General features: G+C 63.8%; 20 protein-coding genes. 8 read left to right on the forward strand and 12 right to left on the reverse strand.

The genetic code is table 11. From position 1 onward, the window contains the following. Positions 1 to 15: 15 nt before the first annotated feature. Positions 16 to 975 carry a carbohydrate kinase family protein gene (locus tag G9408_RS02840; RefSeq protein WP_168452594.1) on the reverse strand — a complete coding sequence of 320 codons (960 nt, stop codon included), beginning with the start codon at positions 973 to 975 and terminating at the stop codon, positions 16 to 18. A gap of 223 nt (positions 976 to 1198) precedes the next feature. On the opposite strand from G9408_RS02840, the gene G9408_RS02845 reads away from it, so the two are divergent. The 3 genes from G9408_RS02845 (at position 1199) to G9408_RS02855 (ending at position 7203) form a co-directional block, all read left to right on the forward strand. Then, positions 1199 to 2452, forward strand: a complete 1254-nt coding sequence (locus G9408_RS02845; protein WP_168452595.1) for an ROK family protein — start codon at positions 1199 to 1201, stop codon at positions 2450 to 2452. 213 nt (positions 2453 to 2665) lie between these two features. Beyond that, positions 2666 to 5293, forward strand: a complete 2628-nt coding sequence (locus G9408_RS02850; RefSeq protein ID WP_168452596.1) for a TonB-dependent receptor — start codon at positions 2666 to 2668, stop codon at positions 5291 to 5293. Positions 5294 to 5385: 92 nt separating this feature from the next. Next, positions 5386 to 7203, forward strand: a complete 1818-nt coding sequence (locus G9408_RS02855) for a glycoside hydrolase family 9 protein (protein ID WP_168452597.1) — start codon at positions 5386 to 5388, stop codon at positions 7201 to 7203. A 76-nt stretch (positions 7204 to 7279) separates the two neighbouring features. On the opposite strand, the gene G9408_RS02860 is transcribed toward G9408_RS02855, so the two are convergent. Beyond that, positions 7280 to 7765, reverse strand: coding sequence for an FKBP-type peptidyl-prolyl cis-trans isomerase (locus tag G9408_RS02860; RefSeq protein ID WP_168452598.1), 486 nt, complete (start codon positions 7763 to 7765; stop codon positions 7280 to 7282). A gap of 201 nt (positions 7766 to 7966) precedes the next feature. On the opposite strand from G9408_RS02860, the gene G9408_RS02865 reads away from it, so the two are divergent. From G9408_RS02865 to G9408_RS02880, 4 genes are all read left to right on the forward strand, one after another. Next, positions 7967 to 8188 (forward strand): hypothetical protein, encoded by a 222-nt coding sequence (locus G9408_RS02865; protein WP_168452599.1) that lies wholly within the window; start codon positions 7967 to 7969, stop codon positions 8186 to 8188. A gap of 229 nt (positions 8189 to 8417) precedes the next feature. Next, positions 8418 to 9023, forward strand: coding sequence for an EF-hand domain-containing protein (locus tag G9408_RS02870; protein ID WP_168452600.1), 606 nt, complete (start codon positions 8418 to 8420; stop codon positions 9021 to 9023). 153 nt (positions 9024 to 9176) lie between these two features. Beyond that, positions 9177 to 9911: a response regulator gene (locus tag G9408_RS02875; RefSeq protein ID WP_168452601.1), complete on the forward strand. Its 735-nt coding sequence runs from the start codon at positions 9177 to 9179 to the stop codon at positions 9909 to 9911. Further along, the gene (locus G9408_RS02880) at positions 9908 to 11254 is read left to right on the forward strand and encodes a sensor histidine kinase (protein ID WP_287408301.1); all 1347 of its coding nucleotides are present in this window, start codon (positions 9908 to 9910) and stop codon (positions 11252 to 11254) included. Before G9408_RS02875 ends, G9408_RS02880 begins: the two co-directional genes overlap by 4 nt. 71 nt (positions 11255 to 11325) lie before the next feature. Here G9408_RS02880 and G9408_RS02885 read toward each other — a convergent pair whose 3' ends face one another. The 7 genes from G9408_RS02885 to G9408_RS02915 form a co-directional block, all read right to left on the reverse strand. After that, a complete protein-coding gene (locus G9408_RS02885) occupies positions 11326 to 12126 on the reverse strand; it encodes an acyl-CoA thioesterase (RefSeq protein ID WP_168452602.1) in 801 nt (266 codons plus the stop codon). A gap of 7 nt (positions 12127 to 12133) precedes the next feature. Next, complete coding sequence (locus tag G9408_RS02890) at positions 12134 to 13303, reverse strand: saccharopine dehydrogenase family protein (protein WP_168452603.1); 1170 nt, start codon at positions 13301 to 13303, stop codon at positions 12134 to 12136. Positions 13304 to 13372: 69 nt separating this feature from the next. Further along, entirely contained in the window at positions 13373 to 13891 is a 519-nt protein-coding gene (locus G9408_RS02895) for a DoxX family protein (RefSeq protein WP_168452604.1), read from the reverse strand. Between the two features lie 71 nt (positions 13892 to 13962). Then, on the reverse strand, positions 13963 to 14517 hold the full coding sequence (gene dcd, locus G9408_RS02900; RefSeq protein ID WP_077146023.1) for a dCTP deaminase: 555 nt from the start codon (positions 14515 to 14517) through the stop codon (positions 13963 to 13965). Between the two features lie 171 nt (positions 14518 to 14688). Continuing rightward, positions 14689 to 15135: a cytidine deaminase gene (locus G9408_RS02905; RefSeq protein ID WP_168452605.1), complete on the reverse strand. Its 447-nt coding sequence runs from the start codon at positions 15133 to 15135 to the stop codon at positions 14689 to 14691. Next, positions 15132 to 15884 (reverse strand): glycoside hydrolase family 25 protein, encoded by a 753-nt coding sequence (locus tag G9408_RS02910; protein ID WP_328804365.1) that lies wholly within the window; start codon positions 15882 to 15884, stop codon positions 15132 to 15134. Before G9408_RS02910 ends, G9408_RS02905 begins: the two co-directional genes overlap by 4 nt. 3 nt (positions 15885 to 15887) lie before the next feature. Continuing rightward, positions 15888 to 16385 (reverse strand): UPF0262 family protein, encoded by a 498-nt coding sequence (locus G9408_RS02915; RefSeq protein WP_120215951.1) that lies wholly within the window; start codon positions 16383 to 16385, stop codon positions 15888 to 15890. Positions 16386 to 16515: 130 nt separating this feature from the next. Between G9408_RS02915 and G9408_RS02920 the strand changes: the two genes are divergently transcribed. Next, the gene (locus G9408_RS02920) at positions 16516 to 18015 is read left to right on the forward strand and encodes a replicative DNA helicase (RefSeq protein WP_168452606.1); all 1500 of its coding nucleotides are present in this window, start codon (positions 16516 to 16518) and stop codon (positions 18013 to 18015) included. Between the two features lie 41 nt (positions 18016 to 18056). Here G9408_RS02920 and G9408_RS02925 read toward each other — a convergent pair whose 3' ends face one another. From G9408_RS02925 to G9408_RS02935, 3 genes are read right to left on the reverse strand one after another with little or no spacing between them, the layout of a single operon-like run. Beyond that, positions 18057 to 18860: a phosphoadenylyl-sulfate reductase gene (locus G9408_RS02925; protein WP_168452607.1), complete on the reverse strand. Its 804-nt coding sequence runs from the start codon at positions 18858 to 18860 to the stop codon at positions 18057 to 18059. Beyond that, positions 18853 to 19266: a DUF934 domain-containing protein gene (locus tag G9408_RS02930; protein ID WP_168452608.1), complete on the reverse strand. Its 414-nt coding sequence runs from the start codon at positions 19264 to 19266 to the stop codon at positions 18853 to 18855. Before G9408_RS02930 ends, G9408_RS02925 begins: the two co-directional genes overlap by 8 nt. Beyond that, a complete protein-coding gene (locus G9408_RS02935) occupies positions 19259 to 20890 on the reverse strand; it encodes a nitrite/sulfite reductase (protein WP_168452609.1) in 1632 nt (543 codons plus the stop codon). Before G9408_RS02935 ends, G9408_RS02930 begins: the two co-directional genes overlap by 8 nt. Between the last annotated feature and the right edge of the window lie 114 nt (positions 20891 to 21004).

Consider the following 21004-nt stretch of genomic DNA (forward strand, 5'->3'; position numbering starts at 1 on the left):
ATATAGTTTCTTGTGTCAGGACTCCGCCAGCGCGCGGTCGATCGCGAACTCGCCTTGCTCGATCGCTTGGCGCGGAAAGCGCGCGATCACCCGTGCGGCTGTTCGGCAACCCGCTCCCAGCGCGTCCGCCAGCGACGCGCCGCGCAGGCGTGCGTCGAGATAACCGGCGTTGAAGGAATCGCCGGCGCCGATCGTGTCGAACGGTTGCACGAGCGGCGCGGTACTGGCGACTCTGGTCCCGGCTTGGAGCCCTACGGCGCCTTTGGGGCCGGTTTTGGCGATCAGCGTCGCATTGGGGCGTAGCGCGGGTGCAAGCCGCTGCATCGCGCGGTCGAGGTCATCCTCTCCGGCGAGCGCGGTGATTTCGATTTCATTCAACAAAATATGATCGCAAGCGGCGACCCAGCCCAGCATTTCGCCGCGGGTCGCTTCGGTCCAGCCACCCGAAGGCCAACCTGTATCCAATGCGATCTGATAGCCGAGCTTGCGCAACGTGGCGATGATCGTGTCATAAACTGCGCGCATTCGCGGCAACAGGAACACGCCGGTCAAAAGCGCGATCGCTCCCGGGAAGGGGGCGGCGTGGATCTGTCGCTCGATATTCTGCCAGCACAGTTTTTCAAGATGCCCACGCGTCGTGAAGAAGGTGCGTTCCCCGCAATCATGAATGATCCCCGTCGAGATCGACGTTGCTGCGTCGCAGCCATGAAGGTCGGTGCTGACATCCGCAAATTGTTGGGCCAGCCACCCGCCGAAGGAATCATTTCCTACCTCCGAAAAGAGCAGGCATGGCGCACCGAGGTACCGCATGGCGAGCGCGGTGTTTCCCGCCGACCCGCCTGCGCGCATCTCGCTGCGCTCCATCAACGTCTCGGTGCCAATCGCCGGCCAGCCGTCGACGGTGCCCAGGATCAGGTCGATACAAATGTCGCCGATGATGGTGAGGCCGGGCGCGGCGGCGTCGTGTTGCGTCATGAACTGCTTCTGCTCGATCTGCTTTGGCGGATCGGATCACGGCACAGCGCTTGGCTGGCCTTGGTGTCCTCCCCTGATGACCCTACAGGCCGTTGCCCGGATAATGGTCGATCGGGAGGGTCGCTGTCAATTAATAAATCTATCGGATAGAAGAAATCAAAAGCTGGCCATGACCGCGCCGCTTTCGTAAGACCTGTCGGAATTGGGCTTGTGGAGTGCGAATATGACCAGCAGGGGAGCCACCCAGCAATCGAGCGCCCCCTATAATCGCCGGATCGTGCTCGACGTGATCCGGCGGCAAAAAGAGGTGGCGCGCAAGGACATCATCGACCTGGTTTCGCTCAGCCCGCAAACCGTTGCGAACATCACGCAGGACCTCGAATCGCTGGGTCTGATCGTATCGAAACGGATTACAGGCGCGAAATCGCGCGGCCAGCCGCCGATGGCTTACGCACTCAATCCGCGCGGCGGCGATTCGATCGGCATCAGCCTGGAGCCGCGCAGGGTGACGGCGGCGCTGGTCAATCTGGTGGGTGAAGTGCTCCATCGCGTCGAACAGGACATCGATGCGCGCGACCAGCGTGCCACGCTGGAGGCGGTCGTCGCGATCGTTCGCGATCTGTCGCGCCGGTCGTCGGATGCGCAGCGGATATGGGGGGTCGGCGTCGCGTTGCCCGGCCCCTTTGACGTTCCCGACCTCAGCTTTGTCGGTCCGACCGCGCTGGAAGGGTGGACCAATCTCTCGATTCTCGACCAGATCCGGCGGGCGACCGGCTTTCACGTCTTTCACAATATCGACAGCGTCGCGGGTGCGCTGGGCGAATCGCTTTTTGGCGTGGCGCAGAATCTTGACGGCTTTTTCTACCTGCATTTCGGCGTCGGCCTTGGCGGTACGCTCGTCATCAACAAAAGCGCCCATGGCGGCGCCAACGGCAATGCCACCGAGATCGGTCACATCCCGATCGTGCCGCATGGCAAGGCCTGTTATTGCGGCAATCATGGCTGCCTCGAACGCTATCTTTCGCTGCATTCGCTGTCCGAATTCATCCGTGGAACACCCGATGACGAGCTGAGCCAATCGGAAATCGGCGCCCTGCTGGCCGACGAAGATCCGCGCCTGATGGAATGGTGTACGCAGGCGGCGACGCATTTGCGCAGCGCGGTGTGCATTATCGAGAATATGCTCGACCCAGCGACGATCGTCATCGGTGGCTCGGCGCCCCGCGCGCTGGCCGAGCGCGTCGTGGCGCTAGCGATGCCGCTCCGCCACTCGGTACGCGCAGCCGTCGCCGGCGCGCCGCCGCGCATCGTCCTGTCCGAACATCAGGAGGATAGTTCGATCCTCGGCGCCGCAGTATTGCCGATCCACGAGATGCTCTCGCCGCGCTTCGACCTGCTTCTGCACGAGCGGCAGGACCGGCTGGACGTCAACAAAATCCTCGGCGAACCGCGACCTCAACGCATGCCGCGCTTTTGAGCCGCGGGTGGGGAGCGCGCCCCAAGCCCGTGCGGGCCAATAAATAAAAACATCCAATAGAAGTAATATTGACATGCTGTGATGGGAGCGCTTAAGCTGCGACAGAATCAGATGTCGTTTGCAGGCCGCATCAGCGGGCGCCGACGATCCTGTGATCGCACAACGGATGGCTGGCGATGAACGCCGGACACGATCCATCAAGGGGAGGTAGGCATGCGGAGCCGGCTTAAGAGGTCCAACGTCAATTTTCGTCGCCGTTTGTGGCTTGGGAGCGCATGCGCGGCGATCGGCTTTTCCGCCCAGCCGGGGATCGCTGTAGCGCAGGATGCATCCGCAACACCCGCTTCGGACGAAATCATCGTCACCGCGAACCGCGTCGAGCAAAATCTGCAGGACGTGTCGGGGGTCGTGCAGGCGTTCACAGCCGATCAGCTGCGTCTCGACGGCATTGCCGATCTGCGCAATTTGCAGGTCGCGGTACCCGGCCTCAACATCTCGAACGCCGAAGGCAATGTCGACATCTTCATCCGCGGGGTCGGGTCAGCCAACAATACCGAACTTGGCGACCCGGCAGCGGCACCGCACTTCAACGGCACCTACATCCCGCGTCCGCGCGGGTTGGGGGTGATGTTCTATGACCTCGAACGGGTTGAGGTGAGCAAGGGGCCGCAGGGCACGCTTTTCGGTCGCAACGCGCTGGCTGGCACGCTCAACATCATCTCCGCAAAGCCGAAGCTGGGCGAATTTGGCGGATATGCGCAGGCGGAGATATCCAATCGCTCGTCCTATGGTGCAGAGGGCGCACTGAATATCCCGCTTGGCGAGACCTTCGCCGCCAGGGTTGCCGGCATGTATGTCAACAAGGACTTCGGCTATCGCAACGCCTCGACCGGCGCCGAGGCGCGCGCGCTGAAGCCCGCGGGGCTCGAGGAAAATTATGCAGGCCGCGCGTCGCTGCTGTGGGAGCCGAGCGACGCGCTAAGCGTCTCGCTGATCGGCGATTATGGCAAGGAAACGGGGACGGGCTATCCGGGTTCGAGCATCTGGGGCGCGGTCACCGACAGCGGGCTCACTGCCGACCGGCTCAAGCTGAAAGATGTCGTCTATCGCGGTACCCAGGGCGACATGACCAACGAGCTTTGGGGCGTCCAGGGCAAGATCCTGTATGATTTCGGCACCTTCTCCGCCGAGGCGAGCGCCAGCTATCGGTCGGTCCATTTCGAGCAGAACAATGCCAGCAGTGACGGGATCGCCTATCCGCTGCGCGATCTTGACGCCATCCAGTACGACAATTTTTCGAACACCTTTTGGGAAACAAAATCGAAAAGCCAGGTCTATGAGCTGCGCCTGTTCGCCAATGCCGACCAGCGCTTCCGCTGGAATGCAGGCGCCTTCTATTTCCAGGAAGATCAGGAGGTTTTCTTCTTCTCGCTCGCTGACCGTGGCTATTGTTGCTATTCGGGTACCGAATATACGATGCCCGACGTCCAGGGTGAAAGCTTCGCCTTCTACGGTGACGGCACGTTCGACGTGACCGACCGTATCCGCATCTTTGGCGGCTTGCGCTACACCGACGAAAAGAAGTCGCGTTATGGCATCGGCGGTAACTGGGCATTGACGCTCGGCGGCGCGGATTTCGCATGCTGCTTTGCGACGCGCCTCGGAACCGAAGGTTTCGTCCCGTCAGGACTCAACCGGCCCAATTTCGATGTTCGCGATCTTGATACCCCGCAGGAGCGCGCCCGTTTCCTGATCGAAGGTATCAGCGCGCCCGGCCGCCGCGACACGTTGATCCAGCAGATCCAGGCGATCGCCAATGGCACCAATCCGCTCGGCACATGTCTCGATCGGCCCGACATCGACAATGGCTTTGTCGATTGCCCCGCCGATGGGGCACACACCTACGCCGACCTCACAATCCCGACGCAGCAGTTTGGCCGCTCCAAGTTCAACTATGTCGACTGGCGCGCGGGGTTCGAACTCGATGTTGGCGAAGACTCGATGCTCTATGCCAAGGTCTCGACCGGCCACAAGTCGGGTGGTTTCAACGACAGCTTCGATCCCGATCTGGTGCCAGAAACATACAAGCCCGAAGACGTCCTCGTCTATGAGGTCGGAACGCGCAATATCTTCGATGCCTTTGGCCGCCGCGCGACCTTCAACCTGACGGGTTTCTACTATGAGTATAATAACCAGGTCTTCCAGGATCTGACCTGCATCAACTTCGATCCGACCGCGACCCCGCCGTGCAACGGCTTCGCATTGGTCAATCGTAACGTGGGCGCCTCGCGGCTCTATGGCATCGAAGCGGAAACGGGTTTCCGCCTGCCCGGGAATTTCGGGCTCGACCTCAATTTTGTCTGGCTCGATACCAAGGTCACCGACGGTGTGGTCGCGGATTCGCGCGCGCAGGACTTTAGCGCAGGGGGCAATTCGCCGTTGATCAGCCTGAAGGGCAACGACCTGCCGCTGGCGTCGAAACTCAACATCACCGCGCGGCTGTCGCAACATTTCGATGCCGGTCCGGGCAAGTTCGATTGGCAGGCCTTGCTTGCTTATCGCTCATCCTATTATCTGTCGCAGTTCAACGAGAACGACATCGTTTTCCTTGATGGTACGCGTCTGACGGCACTGGAGGCGGGCTTTCCCGACAAGCAAAAGGGCTTTGCGACGCTCAACCTTGGGGCGGGTTATACGATCGGCAATTTCCGTTTCGAAGCGTGGGCGTCCAACCTGATGAACGAAGAGGCATCGACGAAGGCGCTGGTCGGATCTTCGCTCAATCTGCGCTTCCTTAACGATGCGCGAAGCTATGGCTTGCGCGCCCGGGTGACCTTCTGACGCGCGCGCCTGACAAGGACACGACGGGTAGGCGGGCCTGGGCTAGCGTATAGAGCGATAAGAGCATGGCGGCGCGGACAAGGGAGAGAGGGATGTCGGGGGTGAAACATTGTCTGGGGGCGGCGATCGCGATCGGCGCAGCGCTCGGTTGGGCGTCGCCCGCTTCGGCCGACAGCCTCAAGCTCCATGTCAACCAGGTCGCTTTGGAGCGGACCGGCAGCAAAACGGCGATCGTCGAATATGAGGGCTTGGCGGAAGCCGGCGGTTTCACCTTGCTGCGCGACGGCAAACCGGTTGCGACCGGCGCATTGGAAAGGCTTCCGGAATTTACTGAATGGGGCGTCGGCAAACGCTATTTCGCCGCCGATTTTTCCCATGTTCGGGAGCCCGCTGCCTATGCGATCGAAGTCTCGATAGGAAAGACAAGCGCCCGTTCGCCCGCTTTTGTGTTGGCTGACGGGGCGTTGTTCGGCGTCACCGGGCAGGCGCTGGTCGATTATTTTCGGCTCAGTCGTCACACCGACCCCGCCGATCGCAATATCCGCGTCCATGGCGGCAACCGCTTCGTCGACGTCTGGGGAGGGTGGAAGGACGCCGGGGGCGACAACGGCAAATATCTGTCGCACCTGTCCTACGCCAACTTCTTCAACCCGCAGCAGACGGGATTCGCGGCTTGGGCGCTGGCCAAAAGCTATGATCTGGCACCTGCCAAATTTCGCGAACATGGCGCCGAAGACGCGGTGATCGCCGAAGCGCTGTGGGGCGCCGATTTCCTGCACCGCCTGCTCGCGCCCGAGGGCTATTTCTACATGACCGTGTTCGACCGCTGGGGCACCCCGGGCGCCGAACGCGTGCTCACCGCGTATACGGGACGCGACGGGGTCTATTCGGACGATTATCCTGCGGCCTTTCGCGAAGGGGCGGGGGCGGCGATCGCCGCGCTGGCGCGGATCGCCCGGCTGTCCAGGGAAAAGGGCGTGAAAGGGGCTTTCACCGCCGATCAATATCTCGCCGACGCCGAACGCGCCTTTGCCCATCTTCAGGCGAACAACCTGCGCTATGCCGATGATGGCAAAGAAAATATCATCGACGATTATAGCGCGTTGCTGGCCGCCACCGAATTGTTCGAATCGACCGGCAAGCCGGTCTATCTCGATGCTGCCCGTGGCCGCGCGGCAGCGCTCAACGGGCGACTGACCGACCGGGGCTGGTTTCGCTCTGACGATAGCGACCGGCCCTTCTACCACGGCGCCGAGGCCGGACTGCCGGTTGTCGCGCTCGTCGCCTATCTCGCGATCGAAAACGACCCTGCTCGGGACGCAGCAGCGAAGGCGACGATCGCGCGCGTGCTGGCCGCCCAGCTCAAACTGGACGCCAGCGTCGCCAACCCCTTCGCCTATCCGCGCCAAAGTTTCCAACTCTATGACTTCAAGACGAAGCAACGCGATCCGCGCGTTCGCGAAGGTTTCTTCATGCCGCACGCCAATGAGACGGGCTATTGGTGGCAGGGAGAAAGCGCCCGTCTCGCATCGCTATCGGTCGCAGCGGTGCTAGGCGGGCGCGCCACCGCGCCGCAGCCGGGCAAGGCATTCGGCGTCGCCCCCGAACTCGCCGCCTTTGCACAGGCGCAAATCGACTGGACGCTGGGTCGTAATCCCTATGACCTCAGCATGGTTTATGGCTTCGGTGCAAAGAATCCGCCGCACGCCGAGAGCGCGGGCGCCATGGTGCGCGGCGGCGTCTCGAACGGCATCACGGGGTCGGATACGAGCGATGAAGGCCGGGGCATCACCTTTGCCCCGGGACCGGATTCCGAAAACTGGCGCTGGATCGAACAATGGATCCCGCACACCGCCTGGCTGCTCTTGCTCGCAAGCGCGACCGCGGGTGATCAGCCTAGGGCAAACTAGCCGACCCCGGTTCAGTGGCCAAGCCGTCTGAAGCCGCGCAAGCCGGTGCTTTATGAAGGATCCTGCACGCCGCGGATCAACGCTCGATCTTCAGCAACTCGACCGTGAACAGCAGGGTCGCGGCGCCCGGGATCGGGCCTTTTCCTTCGGGGCCATAGGCGAGCTGGTAGGGGATCGCGAGTTCAACCTTGTCGCCGACGCCCATCAGCCCCACGCCTTCTTGCCACCCTGGAATGACGCGATTGAGCGGAAAGCTGGTCGGCGTGCCGCGCTTGATCGAGCTGTCGAATTCCTGTCCGTCGGCGAGGGTGCCGACATAGTGCACCGTCACGACGTCGGTGGGGGCGGGGTGCGCGCCGCTGCCGTCGCCCGCGATGCGGCGCCAGCGCAGGCCGCTCGGGGTAACGTGCCAGCCGTCTGCGCCATTGCGTTCGGTCAGCGCGGCCATCTGGCGGTTGAGCCAGGCGGTCCCTTGCGTGGGCTCAGCGGCGATCGCGGCGGGCAGGAAAAGGCCCAGGCTGGCGGCGGTCAGCAGCAGGCGAAGGGGTAGCGATGCGGCCATAATATCTCCTGTTATCTTGACGCCGCATAAGCCCGGACGCGCGCGGCGAGCAACCCCTGATCGAACCCGCCGTGCGGCCGACGCCCCGCCGACCCGTCCGATTAACGCGACGAACGCCGCCCCAGCCGGGGATCAATCGGCGCGGCCGGGTCGTTGATCGTGCTCACCCCTTCTGATCAATCGATGGAGAATGAAATGCATATGGCCAAAAAGCTCGTCATCGCGCTGGCGGCATCGTCAGCCGTATTGGCGCCGGTCGCGGCATCCGCGGCGGTGGGTGCGCGGGCGCCATCGTCCGTTGCTGGCGAAAGCAATCTTGAAGGCGATTCGAGCTGGATCATCGGTCTGGTCGGTTTGCTCGCCGGGATCACCGCCATCGTCCTGATTTCCGACGATGACGAGGATTCGCCGGTTAGTCCGTAATCGACGCTGTTGCTGTTGGAACGGGTGCGTGCATCGGTGGTGCGCGCACCCTTGCATTTTTGCGCGCAAGGCTGTCGCGGTTGTCGCGAAAATGAACGGCGCCGCCAAACTGCGACAATTTGCGACAATTTTGCGTCGATCCGGCAAGTGGCTGGGACAAATGACGCCTAGAACGCCTTCATCGGGATCCGGTCATCCCCCGGATCGATCCCCTGAAGGAGTTCGTACCATGTGCAAGAAGATTTCGTTTCTGACGCTGGGCGCCGCGTTGATTGCCGCGCCCGTCCTCGCCGCTCCTGGCGGCGCCAAGGCCGACACCGACGGCAACGGGACGTTGACGCGCGCTGAAGCGCAGGCGCATGCCGCCGAGCGGTTTGCCAAGATGGATTACAACAAGGACGGCAAGATCGACGCTGCCGATCGGACGGCGAAGCGCGCCGAAATGCAGGCCAAGAAATTCGCCAGCCTCGACGCCGACGGCAACGGCAGCATCAGCCAGGCCGAATGGACCAACCAGAACGCCGAACGGGCTGCCAAGCGTGCAGAGCGCGTCGCCAAGCGCGCCGAGGCTGGCGAAGCCGGCGAAGGCAAACGTCATGGCATGCGCGGTCATGGCAAGCGTGGAGCGCGCCATGCCATGCACGGCGGCATGATGGCCAAGGCCGACACCAACGGCGACAAGGCGATCAGCCAGGCCGAGTTCCAGGTTGCTGCACTGGCTCGCTTCGATGCGGCTGACGCCAACAAGGATGGCCAGGTGACCGCCGATGAACGCAAGGCGCAGCGCAGCGAATGGCGCGCCAAGCGTGCGGCACCCGCCGTTCCCGCCAGCTAATTGGCATTTGGCAGGGATCGGCGGCGACGGGCAGGCTTTCTTCCCCCCTCCCGGCATTGCCTTTGCGGCTGGCCCCTGCCAGCTATCGCCCATCGGTCGTTCGACCGGTGGGCGAACTAGCGTTCCGACTTTGGCGTTTTCAGCGGATCGACAATGACCGACGACCACAACCCGCGCATCCTGTTGATCGACGACGAACCGTCGATCCGCGAGCCTCTCACCGAATATCTGACCGCCCAAGGCTTTGCGGTCACTGCCGCTGCGAGCGCCGCCGAGGCGCGATCGGTGCTGCGTGCCCAGTCGATCGACCTGGTCGTCAGCGACATCATGATGCCCGGCGAGGATGGTCTGTCGCTGACCCGCCACCTGCGCGAGAACAGCGCCATTCCCGTTATCCTGCTGACCGCGCGCGCCGAGGATACCGAGCGGATCATCGGGCTGGAGATCGGCGCCGACGATTATGTCGTCAAACCGTTCAACCCGCGCGAGTTGGTGGCGCGCATCCGCACCGTGCTGCGGCGGACGCAGCAGGGCGGGCGCGTGCTCGATCCCGGCGGAACCAGCTATGCCTTTGCCGACTGGGTGCTGCGCGAAGTGGAACGCGTACTGGTCGATAGCCAGGGCAATGAAGTGGCGCTGTCATCGGGCGAATATCATTTGCTCCACGCGCTGGTCCGCCATCCGCGGCAGGTGATGAGCCGCGACCGGTTGCTCGACCTGGTGCGCGGGCGCGAGGCCGAAATTTTTGACCGCGCGATCGACAATCTGGTCAGCCGCCTGCGCAAGAAGATCGAGGTGGACGCCGCGCACCCACAGATCGTCAAGACGGTGTGGGGCGGCGGCTATACGCTGGCCTGCGAAGTCAAGCGGATGGGACCGGCGGCGTGAAAATTCGGTTGTGGCCGCGCAGCCTGATCGGCCAGCTCGTCCTTGCTGTGGCGCTGATGCTGTTCGCCGCGCAAGCGATCAATTTTGCCCTGCTCGTGCGCGGCCAGAGCCAGCAGACGCTGGCGCATGGCGGCGGCATGGCGGTGGCGCGGATTATCGATGCGGTCGACCGCGCCCGGCGCGGGGAATTGCCGCCGCAACAGGATGCGCGGTCGGGGGAGCACGGACGTCCCAACCGCGCCCAGAAACTTGTGGTTTCGGACCGGCCGCTGCCGTTGCCGACGGGGGCCGTCCCGCTGCCCGATCTTGCCGATTATGTCGAAAAATTGCTTGGCGAGGCGGACGTCACCGCCGAGTCGGTCGATGCGTGGGCATTGCCACAGCGACCGCGGCTGCGAGCCAATATTCCCGGCAGGACCGTCATCGTGTCGGCCCAGATCGATGGCCGTTACATCGCGGTGCGCGGTCGTATTCCGACCAGCGGCAATCGCTTGCAGGGCTTTCTGGTCTGGCAGACGCTGTCGCTCTATCTGCTGCTGCTGATACCGATCATGGTCATCGCCTGGCGCGCTGCGGCGCCGCTGCGTGACCTGACCCGCGCGGCCCGATCCAATCCGGCGCTGCGCGACGCGACGCCGCTGGAAGAGGAGGGGCCGTCCGACGTCCGCGACCTGATCATCGCCTTCAACGCCTATCGCAGCCGGATCGCGACGATGCTGTCAGACAAGGACCGGATGCTCGGCGCAGTCGGCCATGACCTGCGAACCCCGCTCGCCAGCCTGCGGGTGCGGGTCGAGCAGGTCGAAGATGACGCGCTGCGCGACAAGATGATTGCGTCGATCGAGGAAATGGCGGCGATGCTGACCGACATATTGGCGCTGGCGCGGTCGGGCGCTGGGACCGAGGGGCGCGAGCCGGTGGCGCTGCGCGGACTGGTCGAAGAACTGGCCGCTGATTATCGCGAACGCGGCAAGGATGTGTCCGTGGCGGCGGCCGTCGACGCTGCGGTGCTTGCGCGTCCGTTGCTGCTGCGCCGCGCGCTTCGCAACCTGATCGACAATGCCGCGGCTTATGGGGTGCGTGCGCGCCTATCGGTCGAGCGCGCGCCGGGTGCGGTGCGGATCATTGTATCGGACGATGGCCCCGGCCTGTCCGACGATCAGATCCGGACGCTGGTCGAACCCTTCGCGCGCGGCGAGCAGTCGCGCAACCGGGCGACCGGCGGGTCGGGGCTGGGGCTGTCGATCGCGCGCGACATCGCCGAGGGCGAGGGCGGGGCGCTTACCTTGGTCAATCGCGCCGCCGGCGGGCTGGATGCGGTGGTCACGTTGCCAACAGCGTAGTTCGTCGCCCCCGCGAAAGCGGGGGCCCCTAGCGGTTTACTCGGAAGCGCTGAAATAGGGCGACAGGTGGGTCATGCGTAAATCGCGATCGCCTGACTGCCGCTCAGCACCGGCTCGCCGGCGCGGTTCCACAGCATCATGTCCTGTACCGACAGGCCGTGGCGGGCATAGCCGGTCTTCGCCGACAGCAGCCACCAGCCGTCGTCGGTCCGGGGGTCGGCGGTCAGCATGTTCACTGTCCAGTTCATCGAGCTGATCGGCCCGAACTCGCTGAACAGCGCCATCGCCGCCGGGGGCAGCGCGTCGCCCATCGCGAGCAGCGCGACGGCGGGATGACATACGGGTTCTTCGACAAAGCGGACCCAGGTCAGATATTCGCCGACCTCGCTTTTCCAGGCAAAGCGCGGGCCGGTGGTCGGACGCATGTCGAAATGGCGGGTAAAGGCGGGGCGCGCGTGATGTTCGGGGACGGGCTCCAGCGTTTCGGGCGCGGGTGCGTCGGGCATCGCCAGCCGATTATGGTCGAGATGACTTTCGCGGTCGGGCGAAAAGGCAAAAACCGCGGCGGTACCGAAACCTGCGTCGCTCGACACCCCCGCGTCGACAAACAGCGAGGATTTCGACTGGCGCAGCACGCGCGTGTTCACCGTGCAGTCGCCGCCGACCGGACCGACGAAGCTGATCTGCGCATAGCGCAGCGGCGTGTCGGTGGGGTGGAGTGCCATCGTGCCGGCGAGCGCGACCGCCGAGCTGATCCCGCCATAGGCAGTGCGCCCCTGCATCCAGCCGTCGTCGATATGTGCCTTTGCCACGCCGTTTTCGGTACGCAGCGTCGATAGCAGCGCGTCGAGCGCGCTGGGAGAGGTGGTCATTTTGCGGTTATTCCTCGATCTGGAAGGTCAGTCCGGCGTGCTCGGTCAGCCGCGCGATCAGCGCGTCGCCGAGCAGCGCACCGGGGGTCCACACGCCGCCCGCGCCCTTGTTCGCGAGCAGCGCCATGCCAGTCTCGGCGAGCATCTTCGACGTCGAGCCATAACCGGGGTCGCGGTCGCCCTGAACGCTGGCGCGAACCGTGGTGCCATCGGGATATTCGCCGATGAACAAGATGTCGTAGAAGCCGTTCTCGCGCTCTTCCTTGCTCGGTCCTTCGCCGGGTTTGAGCTTGGATTCGCCGAACGGGTTTGCCTTCGCCATTGCTTCCGCCATCGCCTTTCCGGCGTCGCCGATCGTCGTCATCACCATCTCGTCATACACCAGATCGGCGCCCCACGGATGACCGAGTAGGAAGTTGGTGCGGTGGACATTCTTGGTGTTGATCGGCGCCATGACGAACGGTGCGGTCCAGGTGCCGGTGGCGCTGTCATATTCGGGGAACAGGCCGGTCGGCTGCGACGGACCCTCGAACCCCGGGGTCAGCGCGAAGGAGGATTTGAGCAGCAGCGCGAGCGACGGCTTTTTCGCGACGGCCTTCAAGGTTTCGGTCAGGCTGGCGATGGTGCCGCCCGACGCGCCGCCCGCCATCTTGCGGACGCGGCCCTTAACGCGCGGCGCGGGCATGCAGTGGCGCTTCACGGCCTCGGCCTGCAGGAAATGGACGCCAAGGTCGAATGGGATCGAATCGAAGCCGCAGCTGAAGGTGATGCGCGCGCCCGATGCTTTCGCCACACCCTCGTGCGCGTCGATCATCTCGCGCATCCAGCCGGGTTCGCCGCACAGGTCGGCATAGGCGGTGCCCGCCTTCACACACGCCGCGACCAGGTCGCTGCCGTAAAGCTGATAGGGGCCGACCGTGGTGAGGACGACCTTGGTGCGCGCAGCCATCGCATCAAGGGTAGCGGGATCGCTGGCGTCAGCGACGACCAGCGGCGTATCAGCGGGGGCGCCGATGAGCTCGCGTACTTCGGCAAGCTTGTCGAGGCTACGCCCCGCCATCGCCCATTTCGGCGCGTCCGGTCTGCCCCCATAATGCTGCGTCAGATATTCAGCGACGAGCCGACCGGTGAAGCCGGTGGCGCCATAGACAATGATGTCAAATTCGCGGCTGGCCATAAATGCCTCCCTTTACGTAAACGTAAAGGGAGGCTAGCGCAGCGTGGCTTCGATGCCAAGCGCCAAGCGTCAGCGGCGCCAGAACGGTCGTTTTTGAATCACCACCGGCTCGCCGACCGCCGCCGCTTCGGCGCGGCCCTCGGCGCGTGCGGCGCGAACTTCGGCTTCGCTCGCGCGCAGCTGCGCATCGCGCGCCGCCAGTTCGTCGCGGCGGCGCTGGCGCAGCGCATCATAGCTCCAGCGCGTGTGACCATAACCGAACAGCGCGAGCAAGCCGCCCGCGATCGCCAGATTCTTCATCGCCGCCATCGCCTGCACCGGATCGGTAAATTCGCGGTGGAAGAACAGGATCGTCGCGAGGACAAAGCCTGCCAGCAAGATCGACCACAGACGAACCGCGATACCGAGCGCGATGCAAACACCCGCAATCAGCTCGAACAGCCCGGTCGGGATGGCGAGGCCCGCAGGCAGGCCCGCGGCGGTGATCATCGCATTGGTGTCGTTGACGTGGATCAGCTTGTTGATCCCCGACACGATGAAAATCACTGAAATGAAGAGACGGCCGATAAAGACAGCGATCATGGACATGCGTCGATCCTCCAAACGATGCCCCGTCCGCTTGTGCAAAGAGGACGCGCCGCAGCGTCGGAGGTTCCGCTTTACAGCTTGGGCAGCGTCACGCCCTTTTGCCCCATATATTTGCCCGCGCGGTCGGCGTAACTCGTCTCGCACGGCTCGTTGCCCTGGAGGAACAGGAACTGGCACGCGCCTTCGTTCGCGTAAATCTTGGCGGGCAGCGGGGTGGTGTTGGAAAATTCCAGCGTCACATGGCCTTCCCAGCCGGGTTCGAGCGGGGTGACGTTGACGATGATGCCGCAGCGCGCATAGGTCGATTTTCCGAGACAGATGACCAGCACGTCGCGCGGGATGCGGAAATATTCGACCGTGCGCGCGAGGGCGAAGCTGTTCGGGGGGATGATGCAGACGTCGGTTTCGCGGTCGACGAAATTCTTCGGATCGAAATCCTTGGGATCGACGATCGTCGAATCGACGTTGGTAAAAATTTTGAACTCGGGCGCGACGCGCGCGTCATAGCCGTAGGAGGACAGGCCGTAGCTGATGCAGCCATCGCGGCGCTGTGCCTCGACGAACGGCTCGATCATGCCCTGCGTTCGGGCGGCTTCGCGAATCCAGCGGTCGGAAAGAATGGCCATGCTGCTGTTTGTCGAGGGCCGCGCGATTGCGCAAGCCGATGTTTGGGGGGAGACTGGGCGGTCCTGATAATCACTTCAAGTTCGTCATCCCGGCGAAGGCCGGGATCTCACCCTTTCGCCACGGCGCACCGGCGAGATCCCGGCCTTCGCCGGGATGACGGAAGGATACAGCTAGATCAAACCCAGATCCTTCGGCCCGAAAGCCGCGGGAAGCAGTTCGCTGAGCCTGTACGTCTTGACCGCGCTGCCATCGCCCGATGCGCAATGGACAAGGATGTCGGCCTTCGACCGCTCGGCGGCTTCGTTCAAGATCTGGCGACACCGCCCGCACGGATTGACCGGTTCGGTTCCGAGCAGAGCGTCGCCGTCGGGGCGCCCGCCGATGATCGCGACCTCGGCGAGCTCGCCGATCCAGCCCTCATTCGCAATCTTCGCGACCGCGGCGGTCTCGGCGCACAGCGTCAGGCCATAGCTGGCGTTTTCGACATTGGCGCCGGTGACGACGTCGCCGTTCCGGAGCAGCAGCGCGGCGCCGACGTGAAAGCCCGAATAGGGCGCATAAGCGCGGCTCGCGGCGTCGCGGGCGGCGGCGATCAATTCGTCACGGGTTTCGGTCATGGTCCATTTCCTTCCGGGCGGACGACGTTCCACCCCACCGTACCATCGGCGCCCGACAGGCGGACATAGTCGTTCGCCTGCCACATCGCCCAGGGGTGGGCGCCATAATCGGGTTCGAAGAAATCGCGGCGCAGCCAGATCGTCCGCGCGATGCCCTGCGTCACCTTATAGTCGCTCTCGAACGCCGGACCGGGGGCGATCAGGCTGCGCTTGCCCATATGCGCCTCGATCTGCGCCAGAAAGGTCGCGAGTTCGGAGAGGAGCAGCGCGCGCGTCGGGCGGTCGGGGCAGCGATCGTCAAAGTCGAGCCACACCACGGCGGGCAGCGCGTCGGCGCGGCGCGGGACATGGCGGATAAAATTGGCGGCCTGATCGGTCGCGAGCTGGCACAGGCTATACCGATGGATCGCGCCAACCTGTACGCCGACTTCGCGCGCGCCCGCCATATTGCGGGCGAATTTGGCGTCGATGCCGCGGCTGCCGTCGGTTCCCATCACATAGGCGAAATCGGCGCCCGCCGCCTTGATCGATCCCCACTGAACATCGCCATTGTCGGCGTCGATCGTCACGCCCTGCGTTGGAAAGGCTGCACGGTCGGGGGTCCAGCGCGCCGCCCACCATAGCGAAAGGCCTGCCGCGAGGAGGATGAGCACGATCGCGGCGCCGATCCGCCGCAGCGTTCGTGCGACCGCTTCGCGCCAACCACCGCCTTTTCCGGCCCTATTGCTCTTGATCGCCCCCGTCGCCACGCCTCAGCCCTTGATGTGGAGGACGCAGATCAGCGTGAACAATCGCCGCGCGGTGTCGAAATCGACCGCGATCTTGCCGTCGAGCCGGTCCATCAGCATTTCGGCGGCTTCGTTATGCAACGCCCGGCGCGCCATATCGACGGTCTCGATCTGCTGCGCGGTCGAGGTCTTGATCGCCTGATAATAGCTGTCGCAAATCGCGAAATAATCGCGGATCGGACGGCGAAAACGCCCCAGCCCCAGGATGATCGCTTCGAGCGGCGAACCGTCCTCGCGGCTGATTTCAAAGATCAGCCGCCCGTCCTCGACGCGCAGCATCAGACGGTACGGGCCGGCATAGCCGTCGGGGTGGCCGCGCTGCGGGACGAATTTATTGTCCTCGATCAGGTCGAAGATCGCGACGCGGCGTTCCTGTTCGACATCGGGATTGCGCCACACGATCGAACCCTCGTCGAGTTCGACCGAAATGATCCGCTGTTTGGAAGGGTCTGCGTCAGCCATGCTGCCTGTGCTTCTACTTGCACCGGGCCGAAGGGCAAGGGGGGGACTTATTCACAGCAACCCACAGTTATGATAGCCTGCACGGCATCGCCTGTTGCGCCGCGCGAAGCGGCACCGCATGAGGGTCGCCATGCCAGAGCTAGCCCTGATTCCGACCCCGGCTACCGCCGGGGATGAGCGCCAATTACCCCGAAACATCGAGGCCGAGGCCGCGTTTCTCGGCGCGATCCTGATCGATAACCGAGTCGTCGAGGATCTTCCTGTCGCGCTGACACCCGATCATTTCTTCGAACCGCTGCATGGCCGTATCTTTCAGCAGGCGATGGCGCTGATCGAACGCAACAGCATCGCGACCCCCGTGACTTTGAAGCCCTATTTCGAGGTCGACGAAGCGATGAAGGCGGTCGGCGGCCCCGGCTATCTGGCGCAGCTGACCGGAAGCGGCGCGGGTCTCATCGGCGCGCGCGATTTTGCGCGGCAGATTTTCGATCTTGCGTTGCTGCGCGAACTGGTCGGGGTTGGCCGGGTGCTCGTCGACAATGCACTCGATACCAGCGAGCGCGTTGATCCGCAGGCGCAGATCGAGGAAGCCGAAACCGCGCTCTATCGCGTGGCGGGCGGCGAGGCCGAGATGGGGACGGTCAAAAGCTTCAGCCAGGCGTCCAAAATGGCGCTCGACGGGGCGGAGCGCGCGCTGAATTCGGGCGGCCATTTGTCGGGCGTCACCACGGGCCTTTCCAGCATGAACGCCAAGATCGGCGGCATGCACAATTCGGACTTGATGATCCTCGCGGGCCGTCCGGGCATGGGCAAGACTTCGCTTGCCACCAACATCGCCTATAATGCCGCCGAGCGGTACCGCCGCGACGAAGCGGACGGCATCCCGCCCGAAAAGAATATGGGCGCCAAGGTCGCCTTTTTCAGCCTCGAAATGTCGGCGGACCAGCTCGCGACGCGCGTGCTCGCCGAACAGTCGGAAGTGTCGGGCGAAGCGCTACGCATGGGCAAGATCAGCAAGGAACAGTTTCAAAAGCTCTCGCGCGCGGCGCAGCAGCTCCAGACGCTGCCGCTGTTCATCGACGATACGCCCGGCCTGACCATCGCGGGCCTGCGAACGCGCGCGCGGCGCCTTCAGCGCCGACACGGCATCGGGCTTATCATCGTCGATTACCTCCAGCTGCTTCAGGGCACGTCCAAAGGCGGCGACAATCGCGTGCAGGAAATCTCGGAAATCTCGCGTGGCTTGAAGACGCTGGCAAAGGAACTGCATGTCCCGGTGATGGCCTTGTCGCAGCTCAGTCGTGCGGTCGAACAGCGCGAGGACAAACGCCCGCTGCTTTCGGATTTGCGTGAATCGGGCTCGATCGAACAGGACGCCGATATGGTGATGTTCGTGTTCCGCGAGGACTATTACCTCGCCGCGCAGGAACCCGACCAGAATGATACGAAGCTGCAACAGGCCTATATGGACTGGCACGAGAAGATGGAGCGGGTCCATGGCACCGCCGAGCTGATCGTCGCGAAGCAGCGCCACGGGTCGACCGGGCGCATCCGGCTGCGCTTTGAATCGCACATCACAAAGTTCAGCGACCTTGCCGATAATGGCATGGCCTATGAGGATTATGAGTAGAGGTCGTCGGTCGGCCCGGTCCTTGCCGGGTTGATCGACTGTCAGAACGCCGGGTCGTTCGCCGGATCGTCGTCGATCGGCGACACAGCGTCATGGATGCCGCATTCGGTCTTGTCCCAGCCGCGCCAGCGGCCCGAGCGTGGGTCTTCGCCCGGGCGAACCTTCGACGTGCACGGCGAGCAACCGATCGACGGATAGCCCTGCGCTTCAAGCGGATGGCGCGGCAGGTCGTGCGCGTCGAAATAGGCGTCGAGATCCGCGCGCGTCCAGTTGGCGAGCGGGTTGAATTTCAGGCGGCCGGTGGTGCCGTCGAGCTCAAAGCGCGGCAGGCCGGTCCGCGTCGCCGCCTGGAAACCCTTGCGTCCCGTGATCGAGGTGTCGAATTCGGCTAGCGCCTTTTCGAGCGGCTTGACCTTGCGGATCTCGCAGCAGCCGTCGGGGTCGTATGACCAGCGCAGCTCGGTCGCATCCTTTTTCGCCAGATCGTTGGGATCGGGCGTCAGGTTGACGATATTGAGCCCGATGCGCGCCGCCAACTCGTCGCGGTACGCGAGCGTTTCGGGGAAATGCTTGCCGGTATCGAGAAACAGGACCGGCATGTCGGGCGCCACCTGCGCCACCAAATGCAGCAACACGGCGCTCTCGGCGCCAAAACTGGAAACGATCGCCGTCTCGCCGAGCAATCCGGCGCCGATCACGCTCGCGACGACTTCGGCGGCGTCCTGACCGCGGAAGAGGTTGTTCAGGCGGATGACGTCGGCCTGGGTGAAGCGTGGCGCGACGTCGATGCGGTCGCGGGTGCGGTCTTCGCTGGCTCTGGGGAGAGAGTGTTTCACGTCAGCCATGCCTCAGCTTCCAGATCGGCACCGCGCCGTCGGCGGCGGTCTGATAATGTTCGGGCCAACGGGTCAGCGCCGCCTCGACATCGGCGGGATTGAGCGACTTTTCGGGTGCGAAACTGTCGAAGCCGCAGCGCTTCATATAGGCGATCTGATCGACGAGGACGTCGCCTTGGGCGCGGAGTTCGCCCGTATAGCCCGCTTCACGAAGGATGCGTGCCGACGAATAGCCGCGACCGTCGCGGAATTTCGGGAAGGCGACCTCGATCAGCGCGAGTCGGCCCAAATGCGGGATCAGCGCGCGCGCATCTTCGTCGGGTTCGAGCCGCACCGCGGTCGCGTTCGACTGTTCGAGGAAAGCGTCGAGCGTGACGCAGGGTTCTTCGCCATCGGCTTGCAGATGCTCAACCATAGATCGCTTCCTTGAAGGGCGCCATGCCGACCCGGCGATAGGTGTCGACGAAGCGTTCGCCGTCGGTCCGTTCGGCGAGATATTTGTCGGTAACGCGCTCGATCGCGTCGACGATGCCGTCCTCGTCGAAGCCGGGGCCGGTGATCGTGCCGAGCGACACATCCTCAGCACCCGAGCCGCCGAGCAGCAGCTGGTAATTCTCGGTGCCCTTGCGGTCGACGCCGAGGATGCCGACGTGGCCAGCGTGGTGGTGCCCGCACGCGTTGATGCAGCCCGAAATCTTGAGCTTGAGCTCACCGAGTTCCTTCTGGCGGCCAAGGTCCGAAAAGCGCGTCGCGATCTTCTGCGCGACCGGGATCGATCGCGCGTTGGCGAGGCTGCAATAATCAAGCCCGGGGCAGGCGATGATGTCGCTGATCAGGTCGAGGTTCGGCGTCGCGAGCCCGGCACCGTCGAGCGCCTGCCAGATCGCGTAAAGGTCGGCCTTGCGGACGTGCGGCAGGACGATGTTCTGCGCGTGGGTGACACGCAGCTCGTCGTGGCTGTAGCGTTCGGCGAGGTCGGCCATCAGGTCGATCTGTGCCGAGCTGGCATCGCCGGGGATACCGCCGACGGGTTTCAGGCTGATGTTGACGATCGCGTGTCCCGGCACCTTGTGCGCCGCGACATTCTGGTCGACCCACACCGCGAAGTCGGGATCGCTGCGGTCGATCGTGTCTAAAGCTGACGCATCGAGCGGCGGCGGTGCGAATTGCGCCGCGATCCGGTCGAATTCGGCCTTCGGCGGGTCGATGCCCAGCGATTTCACATGGCCAAACTCTTCCTCGACCTGGCGGCGATATTCGTCGGCGCCGAGTTCGTGGATCAGGATCTTGATGCGCGCCTTGTAGATATTGTCGCGGCGGCCATAGCGGTTGTAGACGCGCAGGCACGCCTCGGCGTAGCTCAGCATGTCTTCGAGCGGCACGAAATCCTTGATCAGCGGTGCGATCATCGGGGTACGGCCCATGCCGCCGCCGACGTAGAAGGCGGCGCCATGCTGACCATCCTTCTCGACGATCTGGATGCCGATGTCGTGCAGGCGCATCGCCGCGCGGTCTTCGTCGGCGGCGATGACGGCGATCTTGAACTTGCGCGGCAGATAGCTGAATTCGGGGTGGAAGCTCGACCATTGGCGGAGCAATTCGGCCCAGGGCCGGGGATCGGTGATCTCGTCGGCGGCGGCACCGGCCCACTGGTCGGAGCTGATGTTGCGGATGCAATTGCCGCTGGTCTGGATCGCATGCATCTCGACCGACGCAAGGTCCTCAAGGATCGCGGGCGCGTCCTCCAGCTTGATCCAGTTATACTGGATATTCTGGCGCGTGGTGAAATGGCCGTAATCGCGGTCATATTTGCGCGCGATATGCGCGAGCATCCGCATCTGGCGGCTGTCGAGCGTCCCGTAGGGTACCGCGACGCGCAGCATATAGGCATGAAGCTGGAGATAGAGGCCATTCATCAGCCGCAGCGGCTTGAACTGGTCCTCGGTGATCTCGCCGGCGAGGCGGCGCTTCACCTGATCGCTGAACTCGGCAACGCGGGCGGCGACCATCGCATGGTCATATTCGTCATATTTATACATGCTGTTTCTCGCCAATAACTGCCGTTTGTCCTGAGGAGGGGCTGAGCGCAGACGAAGACCCGTCTCGAAGGAGACCGCGTGCGGATGCTTCGAGACGCCATTTCGACAAGCTCA

Source organism: Sphingopyxis microcysteis, from assembly GCF_012274265.1.
GTDB classification, from domain to species: domain Bacteria; phylum Pseudomonadota; class Alphaproteobacteria; order Sphingomonadales; family Sphingomonadaceae; genus Sphingopyxis; species Sphingopyxis microcysteis.